This window comes from Mucilaginibacter sp., assembly GCF_965277465.1.
Classification (GTDB): domain Bacteria; phylum Bacteroidota; class Bacteroidia; order Sphingobacteriales; family Sphingobacteriaceae; genus Mucilaginibacter.
Window position 1 is genome coordinate 321397 of the sequence record NZ_CBDICW010000001.1, and the last position, 26000, is coordinate 347396.

Genomic DNA, 26000 nt, shown 5'->3' on the forward strand with positions numbered 1-26000 from the left:
CCGGTTAAACGATCCCCCATTCACAATATCAAGCTGTATTGTCTTGATTTCCTGATTTAAAATGCTGAATTGCTTCGCTGCCTGTTAGTGTATTGCAATGCACGTCAAATTCGCCTTAAATCCTATTTATAACGAATTGATAACCAACTGTCAATTTTTATCAAATATTTTTAGAATTTGAAACACATTTTTCAAATAATGTGTTTGTTCATATAGGTAAATGTTTAGTACCTTAATCCATTCATAAACCTAAATGAGAATATTCCATCTGAGTGCCGAATGTTACCCCGTTGCTAAGGTAGGCGGGCTTGCAGATGTTGTTGGTGCGCTTCCCAAATATCAAAATTTGGCAGGCATGCAGGCAGCTGTTGTAATGCCTTACTATGACCGTAAGTTTGTTCGCGAAAACGAGTTTGAAACCGTTTTTAGCGCGGCTACCCTTTTGGGTACAAGGCGCCTTTATTTTGAGATCCTGAAAGAAAAAACCGATAAGCTTGGTTTTGAACTTTACCTGGTAAAAATCCCCGGATTGATAGATCGCGAAGAGGTATATAGCTATCCCGACGAAAGGGAGCAGTTTATTGCCTATCAGCTGGCCTTTTTAGATTGGATCAGCTATTCGCAGCAAACGCCGGATATTATCCACTGCCATGATCATCACTCAGGCCTCGTACCCTTTTTAATGCAATACTCCAAGCTTTACACCAGGTTAGCGCGTATACCTACTGTATTTACTATACACAACGGGCAATATCACGGTGCTTTTGGCTGGGATAAGCTATCCTACCTGCCAGAGATCGACCTGAGCAAAACCGGGCTGCTGGATTGGGCAGGTGGCATTAACCCGCTTGCTGCTGCCGTAAAATGCTGCTGGAAATATACTACCGTATCGCCAAGTTATTTAGAAGAGCTTACCACCAACTCAAACGGGTTAGAGTACCTTTTCTATTTAGAACATGCTAAAGGCTACGGAATAATTAATGGCATTGATACAGAAGTTTGGGATCCTAAAACAGACCCGATGATAGCCGAAAACTTTTCAGTAAAACTCCCGGCAAAAGGCAAGGAAGCCAATAAGGTAGCTTTGTGTGCCCGTTTCGGCCTCTCGTTAGATAAACCTCTTGTTGCATTTATAGGCCGGTTGGTAATTGAAAAAGGAGCCGACCTGCTGGCAGCTGCCATGGAGGAAAGCTTTAATGAACATCCCGGGCAATTTAACTTTTTGCTTTTAGGCGCCGGCGATAAGGATTTAGAGCAGGAACTGTTACAACTGCGGGATTTTTATCCCGATCAGTTTAACGTGTTTATAGGATATGATGAGGCTTTGGCCCACCTGGTTTATGCCGGGGCTGATTTCCTGCTGATGCCATCGCGTGTGGAGCCTTGTGGCCTTAACCAGATGTATTCAATGCGTTACGGCACATTGCCAATGGTACGCAGCACAGGCGGCTTAAAAGACACTGTAGTTGACTTTGGCGACGAAGGTGGCTACGGCATCCGTTATGATAATGCAAGCGTTGAGGACATTTGTGGTGCCGTTAGCCGCGCCATAGTGTTATATGATAATAACAAGCACCTGCAAACGCTGCGCAAAATAATGATGGCCCTTGATTTTTCGTGGGATCGCTCTGCAAAAGAATATATTAACCTTTATGAAAGTTTAAATCCAGTAATATGACCTCTAACATAATTTGTATTGTACTTGGCGGTGGCCAGGGAAGCCGCTTGTCACCATTGACAGCAACACGTTCAAAACCTGCGGTGCCAATTGCAGGTAAATACCGACTGGTTGATATTCCTATCTCTAACTGCCTCCATTCGGGTATTGACAGGATCTACGTTTTAACGCAGTTCAATTCTGCGTCGCTAAATAAGCACATAAAAAACACTTATCACTTTAGCAGTTTCAGCGAGGCTTTTGTTGATATTTTAGCAGCAGAGCAAACACCATCAAGCGGATCATGGTACCAGGGTACTGCCGATGCGGTTAGACAAAGTTTACATCATTTGGCTGTACATGAGTTTGATTATGTGCTTATCTTATCAGGCGATCAGTTATATCAGATGGATTTTGCTGAAATGATGGAGCATCATATAAAAGCCAATGCCGAAATTTCAATTGCCACCATACCTGTACATGCCAATGATGTGCCGGGCTTTGGTATTTTAAAAACTGACGAAAACAGCCTGGTAAGCGCATTTATTGAAAAGCCTAAAACCAATTTTGAAAACTGGGCCTCAGATGTGAGCCCGCAAATGGCCGCTGAAGGAAGATTTTACCTGGCATCAATGGGTATATATATATTTAACCGCAAGCTTTTGTATGAGTTGTTAGAAGGTAATGACCGTACAGATTTTGGTAAAGAGATCATCCCGCAATCAATAAACGAGCATAAAGTACTAAGCTACCAATATGAAGGTTACTGGACAGATATTGGTACCATCCCATCATTTTTTGATGCCAACTTAGGCTTAACTGATGATATACCACAGTTTAACCTGTTTGATAAAAATTTTATTTATACGAGGGCGCGCATGCTGCCACCGTCAAAAATGTCGGGCACGCACGTTGAAAAGGTTATTATTGCTGATGGCTGTATTATTAATGCCAGTACCATTAAGCGTTCAATTATAGGCATTCGTACCCGTATTGGTTTTGACTCTGTTATTGAAAACTGTTATGTGATGGGAAGCGATAACTACCAAACGCTGGAGCAGATAGCAGAATCGCACGAAAGCCAGTCGCCTATTATGGGTATTGGCGACAGGTGCCATATCAAAAATGCCATTATTGATAAAAATACTTACATAGGCGATGATGTTAAGATCAACGTTGAAGGCAACCTGGAAAATGGCGATTACGGATCGTACGTTGTTCAGGATGGTATCGTGATCTTAAAAAAACGCGCTATTATTCCTAACGGAACGGTTATATAACAATCCAGTTAACTGCACCTAAAAGGGTCAGGAATTTATTCTGTTTAAAGCTGTAGTATTCAGCCAAAACAAAATAAGTTCCTGACCCTTTTTTATTGCTGTTTTCTCATTTTCAGCTTTGCGTATACTTATAGATAATGCAAGTTCCTTATCACACTTTTTCACTTAAGATTAACAGCTGATGTGATTTTATTAAAAGAATATAAAACAAATATTAAAAGAAATAGTTATACATATAGATTACATAAATTAATCTATAATTAATCAACTAATTTTAATCATAAATCTTAAAAAAATGAAGAAGCTAATTAGTATGATTGCCTTAGCAGCGATCTCATTTGGAAGCGTTTACGCGCATAGTACAGTAAGCACGGTAAAATCATCAACAATGCAAACCGATACTGTTAAAAAGAAAAAGATGAAACCGATGAAAAAGGATTCGACCAAAAAGAAAGACTCAACACTAATGAAACAAAAATAGTGGTCACATAAAACAAAAAACCCCGGAAATTCCGGGGTTTTTTGTTTTATAAGTTGATACTTTCGCCTATTTCAAGAAGCTTAATATTGATGCCTGCTTTCACAAATTTTTCAACCGCAGCTACCTTATCAATCTTAATAGCCGGGAAGGTATCATAATGCATCCCGATAATATTTTTACAGTTGATAAAAGCGCTGGCTTTAACGGCATCATCAACACCCATTGTATAATTATCACCTAAGGGTAAATAAGCCCAGTCGAGGTTATCATCAGCCAATAATTTCATATCATAGGTAAGCGCGGTATCACCTGCATAGTAGATGGCTTTTCCTTCGGCATATATTACAAAGCCTGCAGGGTTACCACCTGGTGTACCATCAGGCAAGGTGCTTGAGTGTATGGCATTCACCATTTTAACGCGGCCAAAATCAAAGTTAAAACCACCGCCTATATTCATGCCGTGTGCATTGTTTATGCCATGTTTACCCAGCCAGTTTGCAATTTCGGCAATACAGATAACGATGGCGCCACTGCTATGCTGAATCTGGATCAAATCGGCTATATGATCGCCGTGGCCGTGTGATATTAATATAAAATCAGGTTTAAGGCTATCAATGTCAATATCCTTAGCCATTGGGTTTGGTGAGATAAAAGGATCGAACAGCATTTTTTTGCCGCCGGTTTCTATCATAAAGGTTGATTGTCCGTAAAAGGTAGTTTTCATAGCTTATTTATATAGGTGTTTATTAAAACCGATGCCAATATTAGCTTAGCATCATTAACGCGTTTACCCAAAAGTCGATATTATGCTACCAACAATTGTAATATTTATTTCATTTTTAATACGGCTAAAACAAACCGCCAAGGCCGCCAAACATATCTTTTGTCATGGCTGCCATTTCACTTTGGCTTACATTATCGGCTTGTTCCATTGCCTTGTTTATGGCAATAACCAAAAGCTCTTCTAATTGTTCTTTATCACCGTCGGCCAAAAGCTCATCGGCAATGGTAACTGATTGAATAACCTTATTGGCATTAGCTTTAACGGTGATTTTACCACCTTCGGCAACGCCCGATACGGTTATACCGTCAAGGCGTTGTTTTACTTCGCCAGCCATTTGCTGGGCCTGCATTAATTTATCGAACATAATTTTTTAATTTATTGTTTATAAATAACCATTAATCATCACTGGTATCGCCATTGCCTTTGTAAGCACTTTTGCGTACAATCGGCATCCCGGCAAGTTCAAACAAGCCATCAAGTTTTAATAAGCTGCCATTTGACAGGTTGCTTAAAAGCACAATAGTTATATCATCTTTAATATCGCGAAGGTAAATATGCCTGAAACCGTGCCACCAGCCAGTATGGTATATTACCTGTTTACCCGGTGCCTCAAAAATGCGCCAACCGTAGCCATAGCTAAAGTGCCCGTGCAGCATAGGATTGCGGGCCACGTAGGCCGAATCCATAGTTGCCTGTTTTAATAAACGACCTGCGCGCAATGCCCTGTCAAATAACCAAAGATCGCCAACGGTGCTATAAATTCCTTTATCGCCCACGGGGCCATCTAAAAAGTTTTGTGCTACAGAGTATTTCCATTGGCCCCTATCATGTCCAACCACATCAACCGGAATTTTTTCATAAACCGCTTTTGAATACACCTCGGTATGCGCCATGCCTGATGGTGTAAAAATATTTTGCTTCATGAATTGTGCGTAAGGCATCCCTGTTACTTTTTCAATAATTGAGCCAAGCACCATAAAGTTTGAGTTGTTGTACAAAAACCTAACGTTTGGTTTATTAAACGGATGTGGTTTGTACTGGGCAATCAGCGCCATTTCTTCGGCATTGGTTAGGCCCTTTTTTTGATTGAGGTGCTGGCTGCGGTAAAGATCATCAGTAAAGTAAACATAGTTCATCATACCTGAGCGATGCGTTAGCAACAGGCGAATGGTTATACCATCGTAAGGAAAATCAGGAAAAAACTTTTTTACATTATCATCAAGCGATAGTTTTCCACGCTCAAGCAGCATCAGTATGGCAGTTGAGGTCATGGTTTTAGTAACCGATGCCAGCTCAAACTGCGAGTTTATTTTAAGGCTGTCGCGGTGCAGGTAATCGGCCCAGCCAATAGCATTTTCATAAATTATTTTTCCATGTTTGGCCACCAGCACATTGCCATTAAAGCCGCGGGTTCTGTGCAGTTCCTGCATAAAACTATCAATTCGTTTATCAGCATTTTTAGGGTTATAAGCCATCAAAGCCTTACTATCAAAGGGCGCACTGTTTACAGCTGCCGGAGGTTTGGTACCGTTATCGTTTTGTTTTGACGAGCAGGAGGCTAAAAAAAACACCGAAATAGTAAACGTTAATACAATTTTATACACAAAATTCATAGGTAAATGCCCGCTTGGTAAACAACTGCGAAAATCAGAAATTATACATGAGTTATAAAGTAATGTTTTAATTATTTTTTCTTTTAGTTAATTGCTCTTCCTAATTTTAGGGAATGAAATATCTTAAATGCCTGTTAATGGCCCTGTTTCTGGTTGTAATTTTAAGTAAAGTAAAGGCGCAGAACGCTGCTGATGCACATACACTTATTAAGGAAGGAATTGCGCTGAACGACGCTAAAAAATATACCGAAGCCATAAGCAAATACACAGAAGCCTTAAAGCTTGATACCGGGAATTTATTGGCCGATTACCAAATGGCGCTTTCATTATACGGTTTAAATAAAGGTACAGATGGCCTTCCTTACCTGCAAAAGGTAATTAAAGGGAATTCGCCGTTTGCGGCGGCAGCTTATGACCTTTCGGGGTTGATCTGTTTCCGTAATAAACAATATGCCGAAGCAGAAAAATATGCAGTTGAAGCCATAAAGCTCGACCCAAAACATGCCGGCAGCCAGCGGATGTATGCACTGGTTTGTTTTCATCAAAATAAAAGGGCAGCCGCATTACTTGGCTTTTGCAGTTTTATTTTGTTAGAACCCAACACCGTCCGCAGTACCGAGGCTTTGGGCAACATACAGCATATTTTACAGGGCGGCGCCCTAAAACCCGAGCCTGGCGAAATGGCATCGCACGCTGTAGATGCTGCCAATAACGAGTTAAACCATGCCATTACCAAAGCCGTTGCCGAAATGGCCAGCAGGCGGCGGTACGCATCCCCGGCTGATCTGCTGGCGGCACAGCTGAAAGCCATATTTATTAATATCGGCACAATAGCGGGTAAACAAAACAATAATGATTTTTTCAGTAAATACCTGGCGGCATATTTTTACCAGCTGGCACAATCGCCAAATATGCCGGCCTTTGCAAGGTTTATCAATTCGGCTAACCCTGATAATGCTAAATGGATAAAGGATAATCCGCAGCAAATGACCGATTTGGATAACTGGATAAAGGCTACCGCAAGAGATTTTAATTGAGCTGGTTATTGCTCTTATAGTTTTACAGGGCTGCTCTTATCTCTTCATCCGGCAAGTGCTGCTTTTCTCCTTTCGCCCAAAACAACTATCTTAGCCAAACAACATAACCATTGCAATGAAAACTTTAACCTGTTTATTTACGGCTGTTTTACTTTGCAGCTTTGCTTTTGCTCAACAAATGGATACAAAACCTATAATTTACCCTGCAACCAAAAAGGTTGATACCACTAACACTTACTTCGGCACTACCGTGCCTGATCCTTACCGCTGGCTGGAAGATGACCGCGCGGCAGACACCAAAGAATGGGTTAAGGAAGAAAACAAGGTTACCCAAAATTACCTGGGCCAAATCCCCTACCGAGATGCCATGCACGCACGCCTTAAACAATTGTGGAACTACGAAAAATACAGCGCCCCGTTTAAAGAGGGCAAATACACCTATTATTATAAAAACGATGGCTTGCAGAGCCAGTCGGTTTTATGGCGGCAGGTTGGCGAAGGAACACCGGAAGTATTTCTTGATCCTAATAAATTCTCGAAGGATGGCACTACCTCTTTACAGGGAATAGACTTTACAAAAGACGGCAGCATGGCCGCCTACCAGCTATCAGAAGGCGGCAGCGACTGGCGCAAGGTGATCATCATTAAAACTGATGACAAAACCACTGTAGGCGATACACTTACTGATGTAAAATTCAGCGGGATAGCGTGGCGGGGTAATCATGGTTTTTATTACAGCAGCTACGATAAACCAAAGGCGGGCAGCCAGCTGGCCGGGATAACCCAATACCATAAACTGTTTTACCATGAATTAGGTACACCACAAAGTACAGATAAGCTGATATTTGGCGGCGATAAAACACCACGCCGGTATATAGGTGCAGGCCTTACGGAGGACGAACGCTTTTTAGTGATCTCGGCCGCAAAGGAAACTACGGGTAATGAGCTTTACATTCAGGACCTCAGCATTCCTAACAGCTCCATAGTTACCGTGGTAGATAATTTTGATAACCAAAACAGCGTGCTTGATAATGTGGGCAGCAAGCTTTACATCATTACTAACCTGTATTCGCCAAACTTTAAAATAGTAACGGTTGATGCCGCTAACCCAAAGCCTATTAACTGGAAAGATCTGATCCCTGCCACATCAAACGTTTTAAGTGCCTCAACCGGCGGCGGAAAAATATTTGCCGAATACCTTAAAGATGCTACCTCATTTGTACAGCAGTATAATATGGATGGCAAGCTGGAGCGTACCATCACCCTGCCATCGGTAGGTACAGCTGGTGGTTTCGGCACAAAAAAAGAGGAAAAGGAAACCTATTACACCTTTACCAATTACGTTTACCCAACCACTATTTTTAAGTATGATATTGCTACGGGCTTATCAACGGTTTATAAAAAATCGGGGGTCCAGTTTGATCCGGAACAATACGAGAGCAAGCAGGTGTTTTACCCGTCAAAAGATGGCACAAAGATCCCGATGATCATCACCTATAAAAAAGGCACCGTGCTTAATGGCCACAACCCTACTTTATTGTATGCTTACGGTGGTTTCAGTATCAGCCTTACCCCGGCTTTCAGCACATCGAATATTATATTGATGGAGCATGGCGGTATTTATGCAGTACCCAACCTGCGTGGCGGTGGTGAGTATGGCGAAAAATGGCACAAAGCCGGTATTAAAATGAAGAAACAGAATGTGTTTGATGATTTTATTGCTGCTGCCGATTACCTGGTTAAGCATAAATATACCTCGAAGGAATACCTTGCTATTTCGGGCGGATCAAATGGCGGTTTGCTTATAGGTGCCACCATAACCCAGCGCCCTGATATTTGCAAAGTAGCATTCCCGGCCGTAGGGGTAATGGATATGCTGCGTTACAATAAATTTACCGCAGGCGCGGGATGGAGCTATGATTATGGCACTGCCGAAGACTCGAAAGAGATGTTCGATTACCTGTATAATTATTCGCCCTACCATGCATTAAAGCCCAATAATTACCCGGCAACTATGGTTACCACTGCCGATCATGATGACCGCGTAGTACCTGCACATTCGTTTAAATTTGCTGCCCGTTTACAGGAATACCAGAAGGGCCCTGCCCCGGTATTGATCCGTATTGAAACCAATGCAGGCCACGGCGCAGGCCAAAGCACCGACCAGGTTATAAACGGACAGGTTGATAAATGGGCGTTCATGTTCTGGAACATGGGTGTGAAGTATTAAGAGATGATGCGATTTAAAAGAAACATCCTGCTAACAGCGGCTACCTTGCTCATCAGCATCAATATGCTGGTGGCGCAATCATCCAAACAAAACATCAACCTGATATTTATAGGTAACAGTATTACCTATGGAGCCGGGTTGGCTGATCCAAAAACGGAGGCTCCTCCTGTTATAGCCGCTGCATATTTAAGGCAGCAAGCCAACATTGGCAATGTAGATTTTTCAAACCAGGGGCATAGCGGTTACACCACGCTTGATTTTTTGCCTTCAAACACAGCATTTAAAGGTGTTGAACAAGCGACCCATGCTTTTGCTGATAAACAGGCGCTGTTGATCTTCAGCCTTAAGCTGGGCACTAATGATAGCGCCATATCAGGCACGCATGGCTCGCCGGTATCACCTGCGGACTATAAGCAGAACTTAAAAACCATAACCGATAGCTTATTAAAGGAGTTTCCGGGATGTATAATTGTGTTTGAGCACCCGGTTTGGTACAGCCCCAATACTTATAACGGCGCCAAATACCTTGCCGAGGGCTTGGCAAGGCTGCAGACCTATATCCCTATGATTGATCAGTTAGTGGCAGATTATGCCACAAGCTACCCAAAACAGGTATTCACCGGGGATAAAAAGGCATTTAACTATTTTAAAAAGCATTACTTAACCACCCTGCAGGCTGAACCGGGTAACCAAGGCACATTTTATCTGCACCCTAACCAACAAGGCGCTGTAGCATTGGGTACCTTTTGGGGTAAAGCAATTGAGCAGATACTAAAGAGGCGGAGATAATATAGCTAAGACTTATAAACTCGCGGGAGCGATGGAAGTGCTTTAAACAAAAAGAGCCCCGGTAAATACCGGGACTCTTTTTGTTTAATTTATTAATGATCGCCGTGGCCACCATGATCACCGTGGTCGCCGTGACCTCCACCATGATCGCCTCTTCCGCCTCTGTCACCATGATCACCTCTATCACCACGACCATTACCCTGTCCAAAATGATTGCCATTGTCGTGCCAGTGGTTTTGGTAACGCGCATCGCGGCTATCTCTTATAATTGCCTGATCTCTGCGCCCCCTGTAACTTGCATACCTGGTGTGGTAAACATTGTGACGTTCCCATGGGTTACGGTCATTTACTACCACTTTATAACCGTGGTACATATCATAGTTACGGTATCTTACCGGCAGGTAAGCGCGGTGTACCCATACATTATTTTCACTATAAACATATTGATGTGCCGGTACATCATAATAAGCATCAATATCGGGCATATAATAATAATTGGCGCGGTCGTAACCTACGGGACCCCAATCAGGCTGGCTGCCAATGTTTACGCCTAAACTAAAATGTACCTGGGCATCGGCTATTTTAACTGATAAACAGCTAAATATTATTGCTGTTATAAAAAGTAACTTTTTCATATTATACGGTTGTTTGGAATGATAGACAAATATTATTGATAATAGTTTAGTTTATTTTTCAAACTAATAGCTAAATACCTGTTTAGCTGAACTATTTATACCGGAAAATTGAAAGATTTTAAAGCCTTATCCTTTATTAAAGCAGGATAAGGCACTTATTTATGCTATTTATCGTCGCTGTCTGGGTCAGCTGTTTTTTTAGCTATGGCTGCCAAAACGGGTTTACCAATAACTTTATAATTGCCATCTCCTTTAAGTATGGAGCTGGTCATTTCTTTATCCTGCATTACTTTTACAGCCTGAGCAAGCTCTTTATCATATTTAAAATTGGTTTCATACCGGCCTTTTTCAAAATAATAGCGGGATGAAATTTCATCCTCAAGCACTTGTTTTATTTCGTCCTTGTGCAATTGCAGATCGTTTTTTTTGCTGGCCATCATTTTGGCTTTCAGCGCATCATATTCTGTTTGGATCTCGCCAAACTGTTTCTCTTTGGTAGCTTCTGTTTTTAAACTGGCCAATACTTTTTCTGATGCGGTGTTGTAGCTGTAATTTTTACCATCAAGATATTTTACAAAATCGGCATAATCAGCATCGCTCAAAACAAATTTATGCGCTTCGTCAATAGATGGATGTGTAAGCCTGTAATGTGTGGCGTAATCAAATATCATCAATTTGCCAACCAATGCCTGGGTAACATTGGCAAAACGCTCCTGCTTAATAAATATATCAGGGTAAATACCACTGCCGTCATAAACCGAACGGCCATTTTTTGTTTTAAACTCATGGATCAGCGAGTCTGCCACCTTAACCACGCTGCCATCGTCCTTGCGGTGTGTGTAGTCTATTTCCTGGATACACCTGCCCGACGGAACATAATATTTAGCAATTGTTATTTTAACCAGGCTATTATAAGGCAGGTTAAACGTTTGCTGCACCAGGCCCTTGCCATAGCTGCGCTGCCCGATGATTATAGCACGGTCCAGATCCTGCAATGATCCGGCAACGATCTCAGATGCCGAGGCCGAATGGTTATTAACCAATACCACCAATGGTAAATTTGGCGCCATTGGGTTGCTTACCGTATTATAGGTAAAATTCTTTTCTTTTATTTTTCCTTTTTGCGATACAACCTCCACATCCTTAGGTACAAACAGGTTCACTATTTTTACAGCTTCCTGCAATATACCACCGCCGTTTGAGCGCAGATCAAGAATTACGCCGTTGGGATTGTTCTTTTTAATAGCTTCAAGGGCATTGGTAACTTCATCAGCCGAGTTTTCGAGAAACTTATCCAGCTTAATATACCCCATGTTACCATCAACCATGCCGTAGTAGGATACGTTTGGCTGTTTAATCTCATCGCGCACCAGGCTTTTTTCAACCGGCTGTGCATTATCGCGTTTAATCAGCAGTTTAATAGCAGCGCCTTTTGCACCTTTAAGCAGCAGGCTAACCTGGTCGTTGTTCTTACCTTCAAGTACTACATCATTGATCTTTACTAACTGATCGCCGGGTCGCACATCAGCTTTTTGTGCAGGAAAGCCCGCAAATACGTCAGATACATAAACTTTTCCATTACGTGCAAAAATGCCTGCACCAATGCCACCGTATTGTGTACTTACATAGTGTAGCTTATATTCTTCAATTTCTGATTCGGGGACAAACTCAGTATAGGGGTCAAGGCCATCCAGCATGGCATCAACGCTGGTCTTTATCATTTTTCCCGAGTTAATATCATCAACATAGTTAATGTTAACCTCTTTGTATACCGATGCAAAAACGTCAAGGTTTTTTGAGATCTGGAAAAGATCGTCCTTAAAGCTCCAGGTACCCAAAGCCAGCAAAAATATCCCGGCAAAAAAGAACGGCCTTTTATATTTACTCAATAGCACTTTACCCTTGTTCATTCCTACAATATTAAAAATATAAAGCTACAAAAAAGTGCTGTAGTTTTTTGTGTTAGCGCTTGCCTTACAAACGGTTATTATCAATATTCACTAACGCTTTTTTCAGTGTGAATAGTACATAATTCCTGTCGCGGTTAACAAGGGCCATTAATTTAGTAATAAGGCTTTCTTCCTGGCCCTCGGTATATTGCAGTTGCTCGTCGGTAAGGTGGTTGTATTTACGTTGTACTTTAATTTTAACGCGCTCCCATTCTTTATTAGTGATGCTTATTTCAGCCATGATCAAATTATTTTCAACAAAAATATAAAATTAAGGTTGGCTTGCAGCTTATTTTTTGGCAAGGCTATTGTTAACTTATTGTAATTTATTTACCAGTTAACCGTTTGGTTACAAAAAACCATGAAAATTATGAAGAAGTATTTAATCAGTGCCGTATTGCTTTTAGCAATAAGCATCAGTGCGAAGGCACAATTTTCTTTAGGAATAAAGGGAGGTGTCAATTTTTCAAAAATCAATACCGATAATTTAAGCTCATCAAGCCGCACAGGTTACCAGGCAGGTATATTTGCCCGCATTGGCAGCGGCCTTTATTTACAGCCCGAACTTTATGTAAGCGGTACCGGCGGCGATTTTAAATCGAGCGATAATTCCGTAAGCGGTAATGCCCATTTTACTAATTTAAATGTACCGCTGTTATTAGGTAAATCATTCGGGGCAAAAGATCTGAACTTCAGGTTAATGGCCGGGCCGGTTTATACATCGGTGCTGAGTAAAAACCTTTCAGAAAATTTAAATAATGCTTATGCCGATTTTGGGCATTATAAAAACAGCACGCTGGGTTTCCAGGCCGGGGCAGGCGTTGATATTGGCGCCATAACTGCCGATTTAAGGTATGAGGGCGGCCTCACCAAAATAAATTCAGACTTTGGGCAAAGGCAAAACCTGTTTGCCTTAAGCATTGGCTTTAAAATACTGTAAGTATAAAGCACTTATAATCAGTATAAAGCAAAAAAGTCCCGGCTAATAACCGGGACTTTTTTTGTATGTTGTAACAATAAATAAAAAGCTTATATATAAGCAAAGCCCCTGATGGGCAGGGGCCTTTGCTAACCAATTATAAACCTAAATTATGAGAAGAGCTGTAGGAGAAGGAGTCGAACCTTCACGAAGTGGTTATTCTTATTGCTAAGAGTTTCCCAGAGCCTTCGCCACCGCGACAAGGAGGTGTGTCTGCCAAAAATTTCACCATCCTACAGGATTGTATTAAGCCTAGTGCCATTTATTATCAGTTTTCAGTTGTTTTATCAACATTCAACTAAAAATTAGCGGCTTTTAAACTTAAAAGCTGTTGGGGAAGGGATCGAACCTTCAAAGAGTGGTTAGCCCGCTTCGGGTTTTCCATGATCTCCGCCACCGGGACAAGGAGGTGTGTCTGCCTAAAATTTCACCACCCAACATTATTTTTTAAATTAAAGAACGATAAACAATTGTCATTTGCTTGATACAAATCTAACAGACCTATCAATTTATTGCAAATATTTCAATAGAATATTTTTATTTTTATCAGATTTTAATTATTCTTGTATATAAATATAATTTTTCGAATTTATGTCCCACAGAAAAGCTCAAAATTTAGAAATTGATAATCTCGACATCCAAATTTTGTCGATATTAATGAAAAATGCTACTACTCCGTACACGGAGATAGCTAAAGAGTTGATCGTTTCCGGCGGAACTATACACGTAAGGATGAAAAAGTTGGAAGAGATGGGCGTGATAAAGGGTGCGAGCCTGGAGGTTGATCCTCAAAAATTAGGCTATGATATTACAGCTTTCCTTGGTATTTTCCTTGAAAAAGGTTCGCAATATAACGATGCCGTAAAGCAGCTAAAAACCGTAAAGGAGATAGTTGAGCTGCATTATACTACCGGCAGCTATAGTATTTTTGCCAAAATTGTATGCCATGATACCACCCATTTACGTGAGGTTTTGAATGAGCAGATACAAGGGGTTAAAGGCATTCAGCGTACTGAAACCTTTATCTCATTAGAGGAAAGCATCCGCAGGCAGATCACTTTAGAATAAGACCCAGGCGCAGAAAAGACTTACGGAGTTTTTAAACTTCGTAAGTCTCACAAGCAATTATCTACCTAAACTTATCTTTTAGCGCTGCCAGTTTAGTTTGCAGGTCGCTCTCAGGCTCAGGGATGGGCTTTCTATTAGCAATTGGTTTTTGAACCGGCCTTTGCACATTCCCGTTTTCTCTTTTTTCTTTTTCAGCAGGCTTAGCCTCATTATCTTTCATTGATAGTGCAATACGTTTGCGGTTAATATCCACATCGGTTACCGTAACTTGTACCTTTTGGTGCACTTTCAGTATTTCGTTAGCATCCTTAATAAAACGGTTGGTGATCTGGCTTAAATGCACCAAACCATCCTGGTGAACGCCAATATCAACAAAGGCGCCAAAATTGGTTATGTTGGTTACTATACCCGGTAGTTTCATACCTACTTTAAGGTCGCCAATGGCATTTACACCATCGGTAAAACTAAATGCCTCAAACTGCTCACGCGGATCGCGGCCCGGTTTAGCCAGCTCGGCCATAATATCATTAAGCGTAGGTAAGCCTGCATCTTCCGAAATATATTTTTGCAGCGGGATGCTTTTGCGCAGCTTATCATCATTCATTAACTCTTTTACCGAGCATTTCAGATCCTTCGCCATTTGCTCAACCAAAGTATAACGCTCCGGGTGCACCGCACTGGTATCCAGCGGATTTTCGGCATGGTGAATGCGTAAAAATCCCGCGGCCTGCTCAAATGCCTTATCGCCCAAACGCGGCACCTTTTTTAACTGGCTGCGCTGTTTAAATGCACCGTTCTGATCGCGGTAGTCCACAATGTTTTGTGCCAGCTGTGGCCCAAGGCCCGATACATAGGCTAATATTTGTTTCGATGCTGTATTTAACTCAACACCTACTGCGTTTACGCAGCTCATCACGGTATCATCCAATGATGTTTGCAGCTTATTTTGATCAACATCGTGCTGGTATTGGCCAACACCTATTGATTTTGGGTCAATCTTAACCAGTTCGGCTAAGGGGTCCATCAGCCTGCGACCTATAGATACTGCGCCACGTACGGTAACATCTTTATCCGGAAACTCCTCACGAGCCACATCGGATGCCGAGTAGATGGATGCCCCGCTTTCGTTAACCATTACAATGGTGGCATTGGGTAAATTAAGATTACGCACAAACACTTCTGTTTCGCGGCCCGCAGTACCGTTACCAATAGCTATGGCTTCAATATTATATTTTTCAAACAGGTGTTTGGTGGTTTTTTCGGCTTCTTTTGCCTGGCCCGGGCCGGTATGCGGAAAAATAGCGGTGTATTCCAAAAGTTTCCCCTGTTCGTCAAGGCAAACAACTTTGCAGCCCGTGCGGAAACCCGGGTCGATTGCCATAGTACGTTTTTGCCCAAGAGGCGCTCCTAATAAAAGCTGGCGCGCATTCTCTGCAAATACGCGGATAGCTTCCTCATCGGCCTTCTTTTTGGTAAAAAGACGTACTTCTGTTTCCATCGAAGGTTTCAGCAAACGTTTATAGCCATCGGTAACTGCTTGTTTAACCTGGTCGGCACTTGGGTTGTTCCCGGTAATAAATGCTTTTTCGAGCAGGCCAACAGCTTCGTCTTCTCCAGGTTTAAGATCGAGCCATAAAATCTCTTCCTTTTCGCCGCGGCGCATAGCTAATATACGGTGCGATGGTGCCGATTTTATAGGTTCGGCCCAGTCAAAATAATCTTTATATTTTATTCCCTCCTGCTCCTTACCCTCAATAACTTTTGACTGAAAAGTTCCCTTTTCTATAAACAAGCTGCGCATTTTTGTGCGTACCTCTGCATTTTCACTTACAAACTCGGCAATAATATCCCGGGCACCGGCCAATGCTTCTTCCAGGCTCTTTACACCTTTTTCTGCGTCAATATATTTTGTGGCCTCGCTTTCAACATCAATTCTTTTTTGCTCCAGCAAAAGATCGGCCAGGGGCTGTAATCCTTTTTCGCGGGCTGTAGTAGCGCGGGTTTTTCTTTTGGGGCGATAAGGCAGATAAATATCCTCCAAAGCAACCATTGTTTCGGCCTCATTGATCCGCTTTTCCAGCTCGGGCGTAAGCTTACCCATATCCGTTAGCGATTTAAGGATAGCCTCGCGGCGTTTATCCAGTTCGCGCAATTGCTGTACCCGGTCACGAATGGCGGCAACCTGTACTTCGTCCAATGTTCCGGTAACTTCTTTACGGTAACGTGAAATAAACGGCACGGTAGCACCTTCATCAAGCAGGGCAACGGTAGCAGCTACCTGTTTTTCGTTTATGGAAAGCTCGGCAGCTATTTTTTTATGATGGATATTCATATACTTATTTGGACTGCGAAGTTGAGTAGAAATGCCCGAAAATTCAAGCGAAGATTATCAACAAAGGGTAATCAGACCTATATTATATGAAAATCTATTAGTAGGAAGCCGGTTATTTTTTTAACCTGAAAAAAGCCAGCTCCTCATCATGCCTGAAATAATTGCGCTCCCTTTGCATCCCTACCTTTTCAAGCACCCGCTGCGAGGGTAGGTTAGCCAAATCAGTAACGGCAACAAACTCTGCATCGGGTGCTATATTAGCTGCCCAGGCTAAAAGTGCTGCTGCCATTTCAGATGCAATTCCTTTACCCCAATAATTATGATGCAGCACATAGCCTAATTCAATACTATCCGTACCATCGTCAAAGTGGCGCAGCAGGCACATACCTATAAAATCACCATCGGTTTTATTGAAAATGCCCCAGCGGCCCATCACGCTCCCGGGTACTTCGGCCAGGTGATGCCTGAAAATAGTAATATGCTCCTCCCGCCCACGATCAGGAATATAAAGCAGCACCCTTTTATCCTCAAACAGGCTTAGGTAGATCTCTTCTTCCCCGGCTTTAAATAAGCGGACAATTAATCGCGGGGTATCAACTATGGCATTCATATTTCAAATATTATTACAATCCTTATCTAAAGTAAATTTATTTAATATACAGATTGTCATTTTTAAATTTAATCAGCATTAGCATACAGTTTAACCACACTATTATAAGATGCTGAGTAAATAAGTAAAGATTAGTGTAACAGGGCCGGGGCGTACTAACTATACAAACTACTGAATCAAAAATGTATTTTTGCAATCATGCTTAATAAAAACAATTTATTTACAGGCGTTTTGGCCGCCCTTATATTCCCGGCAATTGCATGTTTAGTTGCTTTTTTACTGCGCACCAATGTTGATATTATTAACCGGCCGGCATTACCCTACCTTGTAGCTATAGCATTGAACCTTATTTTAGTGCGCATTGGTCAAAAAAAGGGACTCGATCAAACCATCAGGGGCATAATGCTGGCTACCTTTGCCATTATGCTGGTTATATTTTTACTTAAAGTTCACCCTATCAGATGAAGTATTACCTGGTAGCCGGCGAAGCTTCGGGAGATTTGCATGGGGCTAATTTAATGAAGGCCTTAAAGGAGCATGATCCACAGGCAGAATTCCGCTTTTTTGGCGGCGACCTGATGCAGGCAGAAGGCGGCACATTGGTTAAGCACTTTGCCGATATGGCTTTTATGGGCTTTTATGAGGTAGCCGCTAACCTGAAAACCATATTAAAGAATCTTAAATTTTGCAAGCAAGATATAGCCGCCTGGCAGCCCGATGTTTTGGTGCTGATAGATTTCCCGGGCTTTAACTTAAAAATAGCCGGGTTTGCCAAAAGCAATAACCTTTTGGTTTGCTACTATATATCGCCCAAAGTTTGGGCATGGAACCAAAAACGCGTACTCAAAATAAAACGGATAGTTGATCATCTTTTCTGCATCCTCCCTTTTGAAGTTGACTTTTATAAGCAATGGGGAATGAAAGTTGATTACGTAGGCAACCCGCTGCTTGATGCCGTGGCCGCCTTTAAGGCCGATGAAAAATTCATTATAAACAATAACCTAACCGGTAAAAAGATCATTGCCTTACTGCCAGGCAGCCGCAAACAGGAGATAAGCCGTTTACTTCCCGATATGCTTGCCGTTGCAGATCAGTTTACTGCTCATCAGTTTGTTATTGCCGGTGCACCATCTTTCAATAAAACTTATTACGATCAGTTTTTAGGTGGCCGGGAGATCCCGGTTGTGTTTAATTCCACTTATGATTTACTAAGCCATGCCGAAGCCGCTATTGTAGCATCCGGAACGGCCAATTTAGAAACCGCTTTATTTAATGTACCGCAGGTAGTTGTTTATAAAGGGCACCCGGTATCAATAAGCATAGCCCGCGCAGTGGTTAAAATAAAATTTATATCGCTGGTAAACTTAATTATGGATAAACTGGTGGTGAAGGAACTGATACAGCAGGATTGCTCGCCTCAAAATATAGGTACAGAGCTTGACCTCATCATTAATAATAAAGCTTACCGTAAAAACATGCTGGATAATTACGATCAGCTTGATGTGCGGATGGGCACGCCCGGTGCATCCGCCAAAACAGCGGAGCTTATTATAAAATACACCACAAAAAAATAGAGCCCTGCAATGTGCAAAGCTCTATCGTTTTCATAGGTTAGATGATGTTCTTATAGGTAGATGGTAGTTTTATGCTTAAGCCACAGAAAGCGTTTGTTCCATTGCAGCCTGTTTTTTGTTCCTCAAAAATGGGTTTCTGTCCATAAATTCTTTCAAATCGTTTGATAATAAGCTTTTCAATTCGTTATCAAACTTTGCTAATAATTTACTTGCCGCTGGTTTTTTATATGTTTTCATAGAAGTGGTGCTTTAGTAGTTAATAGTTTATTTAGTTTTCTCAGTTTCGTTATCGTCTTCGGTCAGGTTATCCTTCCTGCGTTTGGCCTCTTTGTATTGGCGTAACAATTGTTCTTTGTCGCGCTCGTCTGAGGTTTCTGCAGGATGTATTGGATTTTCCCACTCTTTTTCTTCGCTCTCGCGATTCTTTTTGCTTTCAAGTTCCATACTGTACTGCATTTGAATAGTATTAGTCCAAATCAGTGCCAAAAATTTTAACCTAACCGAAAATAGTCATCGCCAACTCAGAATTATTTTACAATAAGCTGAATTACAGCAAAAACATAAACCATAAAAAAACCACAAACTAAATAGTGTGTGGTTTAGTGTATAAAATTACAGTACAGTTGTTGTAAACAAAGGTCAGCCTATGCATTCAGAGGTTTAGTTTCGGCTTTTGGGTTATTAGCAAAGTGAATAATGAGTGTAATTACTGATAAGGTGATGCCTGTAATACATACCCCGTTCCACTGGTAATTGTTCCAAAGCTGAGTAGCAAACAGTGTACCTACCGAGCCGCCCATAAAATAGGATACCATGTAAACCGTATTTATGCGGTTACGCGCTTCGGGCTTTAAAGTAAAGATGATGGATTGATTGGAGATGTGCGTTGCCTGCACCCCCATATCTAATACAATAACACCTATTATTAAGCCGATAATGCTATGCCCCGAAAAAATAAAGATGATGAACGAAACCAGGATGAGCATTAAAGTAAAGCCCGATAATTTATAAGCATCCATCCTGTCGCTTAAGCGGCCCATCATCCCGGCGGCAATGGCACCAAAAGCACCAACCAGGCCAAACTCGCCCGCTACTGCACTGCCCATATCAAAATTTTGTTTCAGCAGGAATACGATGGTTGTCCAAAAAGCACTGAAACAAGCAAAGCATAAGGCACCACGTAAGGCAGCTAATCTTAATTTAGGCTCTTCTTTTACCAGGGTAATTAATGAACCCATTAGCTTTTTATAGCTGCCCTTGTAATCGGGCTCCACCTCGGGTAAAAACAAACCGATCATCAGCCAAAGTACCAGCATTATTATGGCAGCAGCATAGAACACGGCACGCCAGCCAAAATATTCGCCTATATAACCGCTCACCGTTCGCGACAGTAAAATACCTATCAGCAAACCACCCATTACCACCCCTATTTTTTTACCCCGCTCGTGCGGTTTAGCCAAATGCGCAGCCATGGGCACCAGTAACTGCGGGATCATTGATGATGCTCCTAAAAAAAAACTGGCAATTATCAGCACATTAATGCTTGGGGCCATTGCCGTTATAATAAGCGATAACACAATAAAGGCAAATACAATAACCATAAGCCGTTTGCGCTTAACCATATCTGCCAATGGCGCTAAAAAAAGCATCCCAGTGGCATAACCTACCTGCGTTAATATAGATACCTGCCCGGCTTTACCCTTGGTTGTGTGAAAGGTGCGCGCAATATCCTCCAGCAAGGGTTGGTTATAATATAAATTAGCTACTATAAGCCCGGTAGCTATAGTCATTATCCAAAGGGTAAGTGTAGTAAGCTCCGGATGTTTTTTTGCAGGGGATGCAGCAGTAGTCATAAGCAGATAAAATTTCTGCAAAGGTGTTAAAGCATTTTTATAATGATGTTTTATTAAAGCAATTTTTCATTACGCTGGCTCAAAAAAAACAAACATATATTGCAGCTTATATAGAGCATTAGCTGTTTTAATAGTCTAACAGGCTATACTGTAACACCCTTAATAAATCATTTAAATTTTTTTATAAATGTTTTGGGATTAGAAATATTTACACACCTTTGAATTGTCTACTATATCTATATACAAACTATATTAAATGAATAAACCAACAAATACAGCTGCAGCATTTACCATGCTAACTCGCCGGCCTAAAAAAGCGATGTGTATTTGTTGTTGCTGTAAATGATCATTCAGCACGCTCTTATCACTATAATCTTTCTATAAATAATTTTAATTTATAACCAATGGTTACCAATCCGCATTCGCCGCAAAACGGCAGTCTTATCCATCAGCAGGTGCTCGGTGCAAAATGCTGAGTATGTTAAACACTTTGGTAACAAGGCAGAGTTGGCTTTACCACCTGCAAGGCAGTTTGCCATACTCACCTGTATGGATGCGCGCCTTGACCCTGCCAAATATGCTGGACTGGCCGTAGGCGATGCCCATGTGATCCGCAATGCAGGAGGACGCGCAAGCGACGATGCCATACGGTCCCTTATTATTTCGCATAAATTATTGGGGACCAAAGAGTGGTTTGTAATTCACCATACCGACTGCGGGATGGAGTTATTTACAAATGAAACAATACAGGACCTGCTGGCTAAAAGTTTAACAACGGCCATTGTTAATGAAAACGGGTGGCGCAATGTAAAGGAAGAAGGCGGATCGGGCGAAGCGCGGTTCATCAACTTTTTAACCATCAAAAATTTAGAGGCGAGTGTTGCCGAAGATGTAGAAAGGATAAGAAAGCACCCGCTGGTAGCACCCACAATTCCTATCTACGGATATATTTATGATGTAAAATCAGGAAAGTTAATTGAGGTGCCCGCAGCAACAGAGGTTGGAAAAGTTCCTAATTAGATTAAAAATGACAGGTAAAATAGATAGTCTATAGGTAAAATAGCTATAATTTGACTAAAAAACAGGTTGCTTCACTCACAATAATAACCGTTAAGCAGACGTTTATTAAGCGTTAAAAACAGAGAAGATCACAAAAAATTAAAAACAAACGGGTAATTTTCCATAAAAATCACAAAAAATCAACATTTTTTTAAAAACACCACGAAAACATTAAATAAAAAAGGAGTAAGAACCTTTTATTTTAAGCTTTTATTCAATTTTGATGAAAAAAAATTAACAAAACCTATTAAAAAAATATGTTTTGTTAAAAATGTGCAGAAATTTCAAATTATTTGAATTGAAATATCAGCAATTTGAAAAGAAATAAAAAAAAATAGAAAAATTAGTATATTCTTAATAAAATCTTTCTATTTTTGTGAATCGAATGGCAGTAAATCGGTTTTTTACAAAAAATTTACAAAAAAATGCCATTAATGTTAAAACATAGTGTTACCTTTACACCGTAATACATACAAAAAAGTCTTCTCATAATTTAGGTTTATAATTGGTTAGTAAAGGCCCCTGCCCATCAGGGGCTTTACTTGTTTTATAGCCCGGCCGCGAAAATACACCCTGCAGATTTTGTTAATGAATAGTTTAAGTAAACTTTATGTTTAATACCTTGGTTTAGCCGGTTTTGGGATTTATATAGAAATATTTATAAGCAGCCGCATTTTCTGCAGGATTAGCATTTGCTATTGTTTAACTTTTTACTACTTTTGCCATCCACCAAACGGGGGATTAGCTCAGCTGGCTAGAGCGCTTGCATGGCATGCAAGAGGTCATCGGTTCGACTCCGATATTCTCCACGCAAAATAAAACCCTCTAAAATTAGCTTTTTAGGGGGTTTTGTGTTTTATGGTGTGAACATTTTGCTTTACCCCCCTCCCCGCATTTCTGTATCATAATCCCCCACTTTTGTATAAATCCGTGTGAAGTGGCGCCTATACCTTTGTCTTATTATTAATTCAACAATTAAAATAATGTCAAAGACAATTTTTATAACAGGCGCTTCCCGTGGATTTGGTAAAATCTGGGCCGAAGCATTTTTAAAACGTGGCGATAAAGTAGCCGCCACAGCAAGAAACCTGGATACCTTAACTGATTTGGTTAAGCAATATGGTGATGCTATACTCCCTATCCAACTGGATGTGAACAATCGCGAGGCTTGTTTTGCAGCTATTGAAAAGGCAAAGGCACATTTCGGTACTATTGATGTATTGATCAATAATGCAGGTTACGGCTTATTTGGTACCATTGAAGAAACCAGCGAACAGCAAGCGCGCGAGCAGATTGAAACCAATGTTTTTGGTTTATTATGGATGACGCAGGCAGCATTACCCGTAATGAGGGCACAGGGAAAAGGACATATTATACAGGTATCAAGTGTGTTAGGTATAGCTACTCTACCTGTTTTGGGTATTTACAACGCATCAAAATTTGCGGTTGAAGGCTTAAGCGAAACATTGGCAAGCGAGGTTAAAGGCTTCGGCATCAATATCTCATTGATTGAGCCAAATGGTTTTGCTACAGATTGGGCCGGTGCATCAGCATTTAACACCACGCCACTGCCAGAATACGATGGCGTTAGGGCTGCATTCCAGGCTGGTTTAACAGATGATGCTTTTGGCATACCCGAAGCTACTGCCGATGCCGTACTTAAATTGGTTGATGCAGAAAATCCGCCGCTGCGCTTGTTTTTGGGCAAGGTTGCATTACCCTGGGTTAAGCAGGTTTATGAAAGCCGCTTAGCAACCTGGGAAGAATGGGCCGATGTGGCAACAGCCGCTCACGGTAAATAAATTAAAGCTAAATTGCATTAGCAAACAAAACATTACAGCCATGCGGTTAATTAAACTAACTGCATGGCTTTAGCATTTGACATACATGAAACACTTTAAAACCATCAGTGAGCTGCACCGTGCAAACGGATTTGCCCCTCCCGAAAACCCTTTGCTTAGCCTTGTTTTATGCAAAAACGTGTGCTCTATCAGTGTAGATGAGTTTACTACCGATTTTTTTATGATCGGGTTTAAAAAACTAAGATCGGGTATTTTCAGGTACGGGCGTACCAAATACGATCATGAAAATGGCTCTATGTCGTTCATTAAACCGCACCAGGTAGTTCAACTGAAGGATCTGGAGTTTGAAGAAGATGGCTTTATTATTTATTTCCATGAGGATCTGTTAAACGGACACCCGCTGCATGCTGAAATTAAAAAGTATGGTTACTTTGATTACGAAGCCAATGAGGCGCTGCACCTGTCGCCCAAAGAAGAACAGATAGTTTGGGAGCTTTTCCGCAAAATTGAAACCGAATATTACAATAACCAGGATGAGTACAGCAGGGGTATTATGCTGGGCCATCTTGATTCGATCTTAAAATACTCGCAGCGGTTTTATAAAAGGCAGTTTATTGATCGTAATATACTTTCGGGTAAAACAGTTTCTAAATTTAACGAAGCCTTGAGCCGTTATTTTGAGCAGGGTGGTTTGCAGGCAAAGGGGTTGCCTTCCGTTCATTTTATGGCCGATGAACTTAACATATCATCCCGTTACCTGAGCGATATGCTGAAACAGGAAACCGGCAAAACAGCTATTGAGCTGATCCATATATTTTTAATATCCGAAGCAAAGAACCTGTTAAAAGGATCAGACAATAACATTGCTGAAACGGCTTATGCCTTAGGTTTTGAAAACCTGCCTTATTTTTCGCGTTTATTTAAAAAGGAAGTAGGCATCAGCCCCAATCAGTTTAAAAAACAGCTAATAAACTAACCGTAATTTATTTTGCCTGTAAATAAACGGTAGTGTCTCAGTTTGAATTTATTTTTCTTTTTTTTATATAACTGTAAACTATCAACCAGAAAATAACAAAAACTATAGATTGGGTTATAATTACCGGAATAAAGGCGTTTTGTTCTGAAAATTCTATTCCAAAAGAAATGATACAGACTGGGAAAGTTAAGAGAACACAAGGCAGCGACCACATACCGTATGTTGGTGAATTTGGATACATTGATAAAACACTTAAAGTACCCAGACCTACATAAATTATCGAGATAAGTAAAGAAATTTTTAATGCAGGTGTGTTTATTGCGCTCATAAATTAATAAAAAAGCCACTTGTTAGGTGGCTTCAATGTATGAATAAGTTTTTATTAATTAATCCGCTAATCTTACAATATCTTCAATTGTCATAACGTCCTTAGTTAATTTCGCTTCCATTGCAGGGGTAACACGTAACGTTTTATGAATTTTACCAAAGTTGTAATAAACAAAGTGCAATGCAATAGCGTAGCAGTGATTTTCCATTTTTTTACTAAACGCGTTTGTTAATCGTGTAAACCTGCGCATGTGCATACGCATGGTTAAGTTTTGACGCTCAACATAAGAAGTACTTACCAAATCAGCTTCGGGCTTGCCTAATATTCTTTTCTTTTCAAAGCCTGTGCAATCACCTGGGCTGTATTTTCTTTCAGAAGCATTTGCGCCAGTAGGTTCGCCGTAAATCTTAATAAGCATCGCATAGTCAATCTTAGAACCGAACGCATCAGGTACAGCGTTTAAATAAGCCTTATGCCCGTCTGTGGTTAATTGTACCCGATTATTTAAACGGCTTTTAACATCGCTCATAAATGTGTAAGCCGATTGTGCATCTCTATCACCAACAAACCAAGATACAATCATTTTGCTATCGGCATCAATGGCAGTCCAAGTCCATACATCACCCGCGCCCTCAACCTCGACAACGTTCTTTTCAACGTTACGTTGTTTGCTGTAAACGAAACTCCAAATTTCATCTGCTTCAATACGTTTGCTGTTTAAGCCGTGTACAGTTTCATCATGGAAGTTTTGGCAAGCTTTACCTGTATCAACTAACAATTTTGTAACCGTGTTAATTGAGCAACCTGATATCCGCGAAGCGGCTCTTAAACTCATACCCTCAACAAGCATGCTGATGATTTGTACTTTTTTGGCGATTGGTAACTTATTCATACACAAAGATAATGAATTATCTGAATTGTCAAGCATATAATTCATTTTAATGTGTGTTTTTTAAACGTGGCC

General features: G+C 41.0%; 25 protein-coding genes and 2 tRNA genes. 14 read left to right on the plus strand and 13 right to left on the minus strand.

What is annotated here, in order from left to right; genetic code table 11:
• Positions 1-253: 253 nt before the first annotated feature.
• The 3 genes from ACQY4U_RS01415 to ACQY4U_RS01425 all read left to right on the plus strand — a co-directional run bounded on the left by ACQY4U_RS01415 (position 254) and on the right by ACQY4U_RS01425 (position 3418).
• Positions 254-1678 carry a glycogen synthase gene (locus ACQY4U_RS01415; protein WP_428327573.1) on the plus strand — a complete coding sequence of 475 codons (1425 nt, stop codon included), beginning with the start codon at positions 254-256 and terminating at the stop codon, positions 1676-1678.
• Positions 1675-2937: a glucose-1-phosphate adenylyltransferase gene (locus tag ACQY4U_RS01420; protein WP_428327574.1), complete on the plus strand. Its 1263-nt coding sequence runs from the start codon at positions 1675-1677 to the stop codon at positions 2935-2937. Before ACQY4U_RS01415 ends, ACQY4U_RS01420 begins: the two co-directional genes overlap by 4 nt.
• A 295-nt stretch (positions 2938-3232) precedes the next feature.
• Positions 3233-3418, plus strand: coding sequence for a hypothetical protein (locus ACQY4U_RS01425; RefSeq protein WP_428327575.1), 186 nt, complete (start codon positions 3233-3235; stop codon positions 3416-3418).
• A gap of 46 nt (positions 3419-3464) precedes the next feature.
• Here the strand turns inward: ACQY4U_RS01425 and ACQY4U_RS01430 are convergent, their stop codons facing one another.
• The 3 genes from ACQY4U_RS01430 to ACQY4U_RS01440 all read right to left on the minus strand — a co-directional run bounded on the left by ACQY4U_RS01430 (position 3465) and on the right by ACQY4U_RS01440 (position 5815).
• Positions 3465-4142, minus strand: coding sequence for a metal-dependent hydrolase (locus ACQY4U_RS01430; RefSeq protein WP_428327576.1), 678 nt, complete (start codon positions 4140-4142; stop codon positions 3465-3467).
• 124 nt (positions 4143-4266) lie between these two features.
• Positions 4267-4566, minus strand: coding sequence for a YbaB/EbfC family nucleoid-associated protein (locus tag ACQY4U_RS01435; protein WP_428327577.1), 300 nt, complete (start codon positions 4564-4566; stop codon positions 4267-4269).
• 31 nt (positions 4567-4597) lie between these two features.
• On the minus strand, positions 4598-5815 hold the full coding sequence (locus tag ACQY4U_RS01440) for a serine hydrolase domain-containing protein (RefSeq protein ID WP_428327578.1): 1218 nt from the start codon (positions 5813-5815) through the stop codon (positions 4598-4600).
• A 113-nt stretch (positions 5816-5928) separates the two neighbouring features.
• Between ACQY4U_RS01440 and ACQY4U_RS01445 the strand changes: the two genes are divergently transcribed.
• From ACQY4U_RS01445 to ACQY4U_RS01455, 3 genes are all read left to right on the plus strand, one after another.
• Entirely contained in the window at positions 5929-6852 is a 924-nt protein-coding gene (locus tag ACQY4U_RS01445; RefSeq protein ID WP_428327579.1) for a tetratricopeptide repeat protein, read from the plus strand.
• A gap of 178 nt (positions 6853-7030) precedes the next feature.
• Positions 7031-9082: a prolyl oligopeptidase family serine peptidase gene (locus tag ACQY4U_RS01450; protein WP_428329714.1), complete on the plus strand. Its 2052-nt coding sequence runs from the start codon at positions 7031-7033 to the stop codon at positions 9080-9082.
• A gap of 3 nt (positions 9083-9085) precedes the next feature.
• Positions 9086-9871: a GDSL-type esterase/lipase family protein gene (locus ACQY4U_RS01455; protein WP_428327580.1), complete on the plus strand. Its 786-nt coding sequence runs from the start codon at positions 9086-9088 to the stop codon at positions 9869-9871.
• 92 nt (positions 9872-9963) lie between these two features.
• Here ACQY4U_RS01455 and ACQY4U_RS01460 read toward each other — a convergent pair whose 3' ends face one another.
• The 3 genes from ACQY4U_RS01460 to ACQY4U_RS01470 all read right to left on the minus strand — a co-directional run bounded on the left by ACQY4U_RS01460 (position 9964) and on the right by ACQY4U_RS01470 (position 12696).
• The gene (locus ACQY4U_RS01460) at positions 9964-10506 is read right to left on the minus strand and encodes a hypothetical protein (protein ID WP_428327581.1); all 543 of its coding nucleotides are present in this window, start codon (positions 10504-10506) and stop codon (positions 9964-9966) included.
• A gap of 164 nt (positions 10507-10670) precedes the next feature.
• Positions 10671-12416, minus strand: coding sequence for a S41 family peptidase (locus ACQY4U_RS01465; RefSeq protein WP_428327582.1), 1746 nt, complete (start codon positions 12414-12416; stop codon positions 10671-10673).
• Positions 12417-12480: 64 nt separating this feature from the next.
• On the minus strand, positions 12481-12696 hold the full coding sequence (locus ACQY4U_RS01470) for a hypothetical protein (protein ID WP_428327583.1): 216 nt from the start codon (positions 12694-12696) through the stop codon (positions 12481-12483).
• 129 nt (positions 12697-12825) lie between these two features.
• On the opposite strand from ACQY4U_RS01470, the gene ACQY4U_RS01475 reads away from it, so the two are divergent.
• The gene (locus ACQY4U_RS01475) at positions 12826-13395 is read left to right on the plus strand and encodes a porin family protein (RefSeq protein WP_428327584.1); all 570 of its coding nucleotides are present in this window, start codon (positions 12826-12828) and stop codon (positions 13393-13395) included.
• Between the two features lie 367 nt (positions 13396-13762).
• On the opposite strand, the gene ACQY4U_RS01480 is transcribed toward ACQY4U_RS01475, so the two are convergent.
• Positions 13763-13874: transfer RNA gene (locus tag ACQY4U_RS01480), tRNA-Asp, on the minus strand.
• Between the two features lie 151 nt (positions 13875-14025).
• Here ACQY4U_RS01480 and ACQY4U_RS01485 point away from each other — a divergent pair.
• Entirely contained in the window at positions 14026-14502 is a 477-nt protein-coding gene (locus tag ACQY4U_RS01485) for an Lrp/AsnC ligand binding domain-containing protein (RefSeq protein ID WP_096356414.1), read from the plus strand.
• A 61-nt stretch (positions 14503-14563) separates the two neighbouring features.
• Here the strand turns inward: ACQY4U_RS01485 and ACQY4U_RS01490 are convergent, their stop codons facing one another.
• Complete coding sequence (locus ACQY4U_RS01490; RefSeq protein WP_428327585.1) at positions 14564-16834, minus strand: Tex family protein; 2271 nt, start codon at positions 16832-16834, stop codon at positions 14564-14566.
• Between the two features lie 112 nt (positions 16835-16946).
• Entirely contained in the window at positions 16947-17444 is a 498-nt protein-coding gene (locus ACQY4U_RS01495; RefSeq protein ID WP_428327586.1) for a GNAT family N-acetyltransferase, read from the minus strand.
• 198 nt (positions 17445-17642) lie between these two features.
• Between ACQY4U_RS01495 and ACQY4U_RS01500 the strand changes: the two genes are divergently transcribed.
• Complete coding sequence (locus tag ACQY4U_RS01500; RefSeq protein WP_428327587.1) at positions 17643-17909, plus strand: hypothetical protein; 267 nt, start codon at positions 17643-17645, stop codon at positions 17907-17909.
• Positions 17906-19018, plus strand: a complete 1113-nt coding sequence (gene lpxB, locus ACQY4U_RS01505) for a lipid-A-disaccharide synthase (protein WP_428327588.1) — start codon at positions 17906-17908, stop codon at positions 19016-19018. Before ACQY4U_RS01500 ends, lpxB begins: the two co-directional genes overlap by 4 nt.
• A 75-nt stretch (positions 19019-19093) precedes the next feature.
• On the opposite strand, the gene ACQY4U_RS01510 is transcribed toward lpxB, so the two are convergent.
• From ACQY4U_RS01510 to ACQY4U_RS01520, 3 genes are all read right to left on the minus strand, one after another.
• Positions 19094-19255 (minus strand): hypothetical protein, encoded by a 162-nt coding sequence (locus tag ACQY4U_RS01510; protein WP_428327589.1) that lies wholly within the window; start codon positions 19253-19255, stop codon positions 19094-19096.
• A gap of 27 nt (positions 19256-19282) precedes the next feature.
• Entirely contained in the window at positions 19283-19462 is a 180-nt protein-coding gene (locus tag ACQY4U_RS01515; RefSeq protein ID WP_428327590.1) for a hypothetical protein, read from the minus strand.
• A 200-nt stretch (positions 19463-19662) separates the two neighbouring features.
• Entirely contained in the window at positions 19663-20871 is a 1209-nt protein-coding gene (locus tag ACQY4U_RS01520) for an MFS transporter (RefSeq protein WP_428327591.1), read from the minus strand.
• A 462-nt stretch (positions 20872-21333) separates the two neighbouring features.
• On the opposite strand from ACQY4U_RS01520, the gene ACQY4U_RS01525 reads away from it, so the two are divergent.
• From ACQY4U_RS01525 to ACQY4U_RS01540, 4 genes are all read left to right on the plus strand, one after another.
• Positions 21334-21891, plus strand: coding sequence for a beta-class carbonic anhydrase (locus ACQY4U_RS01525; RefSeq protein ID WP_428327592.1), 558 nt, complete (start codon positions 21334-21336; stop codon positions 21889-21891).
• Positions 21892-22665: 774 nt separating this feature from the next.
• A tRNA-Ala gene (locus ACQY4U_RS01530) sits at positions 22666-22739 on the plus strand.
• A 174-nt stretch (positions 22740-22913) separates the two neighbouring features.
• Positions 22914-23732 carry an SDR family NAD(P)-dependent oxidoreductase gene (locus ACQY4U_RS01535; protein ID WP_428327593.1) on the plus strand — a complete coding sequence of 273 codons (819 nt, stop codon included), beginning with the start codon at positions 22914-22916 and terminating at the stop codon, positions 23730-23732.
• 85 nt (positions 23733-23817) lie between these two features.
• Positions 23818-24708 carry a helix-turn-helix domain-containing protein gene (locus ACQY4U_RS01540; RefSeq protein ID WP_428327595.1) on the plus strand — a complete coding sequence of 297 codons (891 nt, stop codon included), beginning with the start codon at positions 23818-23820 and terminating at the stop codon, positions 24706-24708.
• Between the two features lie 386 nt (positions 24709-25094).
• Here ACQY4U_RS01540 and ACQY4U_RS01545 read toward each other — a convergent pair whose 3' ends face one another.
• Entirely contained in the window at positions 25095-25928 is an 834-nt protein-coding gene (locus ACQY4U_RS01545; RefSeq protein ID WP_428327596.1) for an IS1 family transposase, read from the minus strand.
• Positions 25929-26000 lie beyond the last annotated feature (72 nt).

Excerpts from the sequence above, each read along its gene's own strand:
- ACQY4U_RS01415 (WP_428327573.1), top strand. The coding sequence starts at position 254 with ATGAGAATATTCCATCTGAGTGCCGAATGTTACCCCGTTGCTAAGGTA.
- ACQY4U_RS01420 (WP_428327574.1), top strand. The coding sequence starts at position 1,675 with ATGACCTCTAACATAATTTGTATTGTACTTGGCGGTGGCCAGGGAAGC.
- ACQY4U_RS01425 (WP_428327575.1), top strand. The coding sequence starts at position 3,233 with ATGAAGAAGCTAATTAGTATGATTGCCTTAGCAGCGATCTCATTTGGA.
- ACQY4U_RS01430 (WP_428327576.1), bottom strand. The coding sequence starts at position 4,142 with ATGAAAACTACCTTTTACGGACAATCAACCTTTATGATAGAAACCGGC.
- ACQY4U_RS01435 (WP_428327577.1), bottom strand. The coding sequence starts at position 4,566 with ATGTTCGATAAATTAATGCAGGCCCAGCAAATGGCTGGCGAAGTAAAA.
- ACQY4U_RS01440 (WP_428327578.1), bottom strand. The coding sequence starts at position 5,815 with ATGAATTTTGTGTATAAAATTGTATTAACGTTTACTATTTCGGTGTTT.
- ACQY4U_RS01445 (WP_428327579.1), top strand. The coding sequence starts at position 5,929 with ATGAAATATCTTAAATGCCTGTTAATGGCCCTGTTTCTGGTTGTAATT.
- ACQY4U_RS01450 (WP_428329714.1), top strand. The coding sequence starts at position 7,031 with ATGGATACAAAACCTATAATTTACCCTGCAACCAAAAAGGTTGATACC.
- ACQY4U_RS01455 (WP_428327580.1), top strand. The coding sequence starts at position 9,086 with ATGATGCGATTTAAAAGAAACATCCTGCTAACAGCGGCTACCTTGCTC.
- ACQY4U_RS01460 (WP_428327581.1), bottom strand. The coding sequence starts at position 10,506 with ATGAAAAAGTTACTTTTTATAACAGCAATAATATTTAGCTGTTTATCA.
- ACQY4U_RS01465 (WP_428327582.1), bottom strand. The coding sequence starts at position 12,416 with ATGAACAAGGGTAAAGTGCTATTGAGTAAATATAAAAGGCCGTTCTTT.
- ACQY4U_RS01470 (WP_428327583.1), bottom strand. The coding sequence starts at position 12,696 with ATGGCTGAAATAAGCATCACTAATAAAGAATGGGAGCGCGTTAAAATT.
- ACQY4U_RS01475 (WP_428327584.1), top strand. The coding sequence starts at position 12,826 with ATGAAGAAGTATTTAATCAGTGCCGTATTGCTTTTAGCAATAAGCATC.
- ACQY4U_RS01485 (WP_096356414.1), top strand. The coding sequence starts at position 14,026 with ATGTCCCACAGAAAAGCTCAAAATTTAGAAATTGATAATCTCGACATC.
- ACQY4U_RS01490 (WP_428327585.1), bottom strand. The coding sequence starts at position 16,834 with ATGAATATCCATCATAAAAAAATAGCTGCCGAGCTTTCCATAAACGAA.
- ACQY4U_RS01495 (WP_428327586.1), bottom strand. The coding sequence starts at position 17,444 with ATGAATGCCATAGTTGATACCCCGCGATTAATTGTCCGCTTATTTAAA.
- ACQY4U_RS01500 (WP_428327587.1), top strand. The coding sequence starts at position 17,643 with ATGCTTAATAAAAACAATTTATTTACAGGCGTTTTGGCCGCCCTTATA.
- lpxB (WP_428327588.1), top strand. The coding sequence starts at position 17,906 with ATGAAGTATTACCTGGTAGCCGGCGAAGCTTCGGGAGATTTGCATGGG.
- ACQY4U_RS01510 (WP_428327589.1), bottom strand. The coding sequence starts at position 19,255 with ATGAAAACATATAAAAAACCAGCGGCAAGTAAATTATTAGCAAAGTTT.
- ACQY4U_RS01515 (WP_428327590.1), bottom strand. The coding sequence starts at position 19,462 with ATGGAACTTGAAAGCAAAAAGAATCGCGAGAGCGAAGAAAAAGAGTGG.
- ACQY4U_RS01520 (WP_428327591.1), bottom strand. The coding sequence starts at position 20,871 with ATGACTACTGCTGCATCCCCTGCAAAAAAACATCCGGAGCTTACTACA.
- ACQY4U_RS01535 (WP_428327593.1), top strand. The coding sequence starts at position 22,914 with ATGTCAAAGACAATTTTTATAACAGGCGCTTCCCGTGGATTTGGTAAA.
- ACQY4U_RS01540 (WP_428327595.1), top strand. The coding sequence starts at position 23,818 with ATGAAACACTTTAAAACCATCAGTGAGCTGCACCGTGCAAACGGATTT.
- ACQY4U_RS01545 (WP_428327596.1), bottom strand. The coding sequence starts at position 25,928 with ATGAATAAGTTACCAATCGCCAAAAAAGTACAAATCATCAGCATGCTT.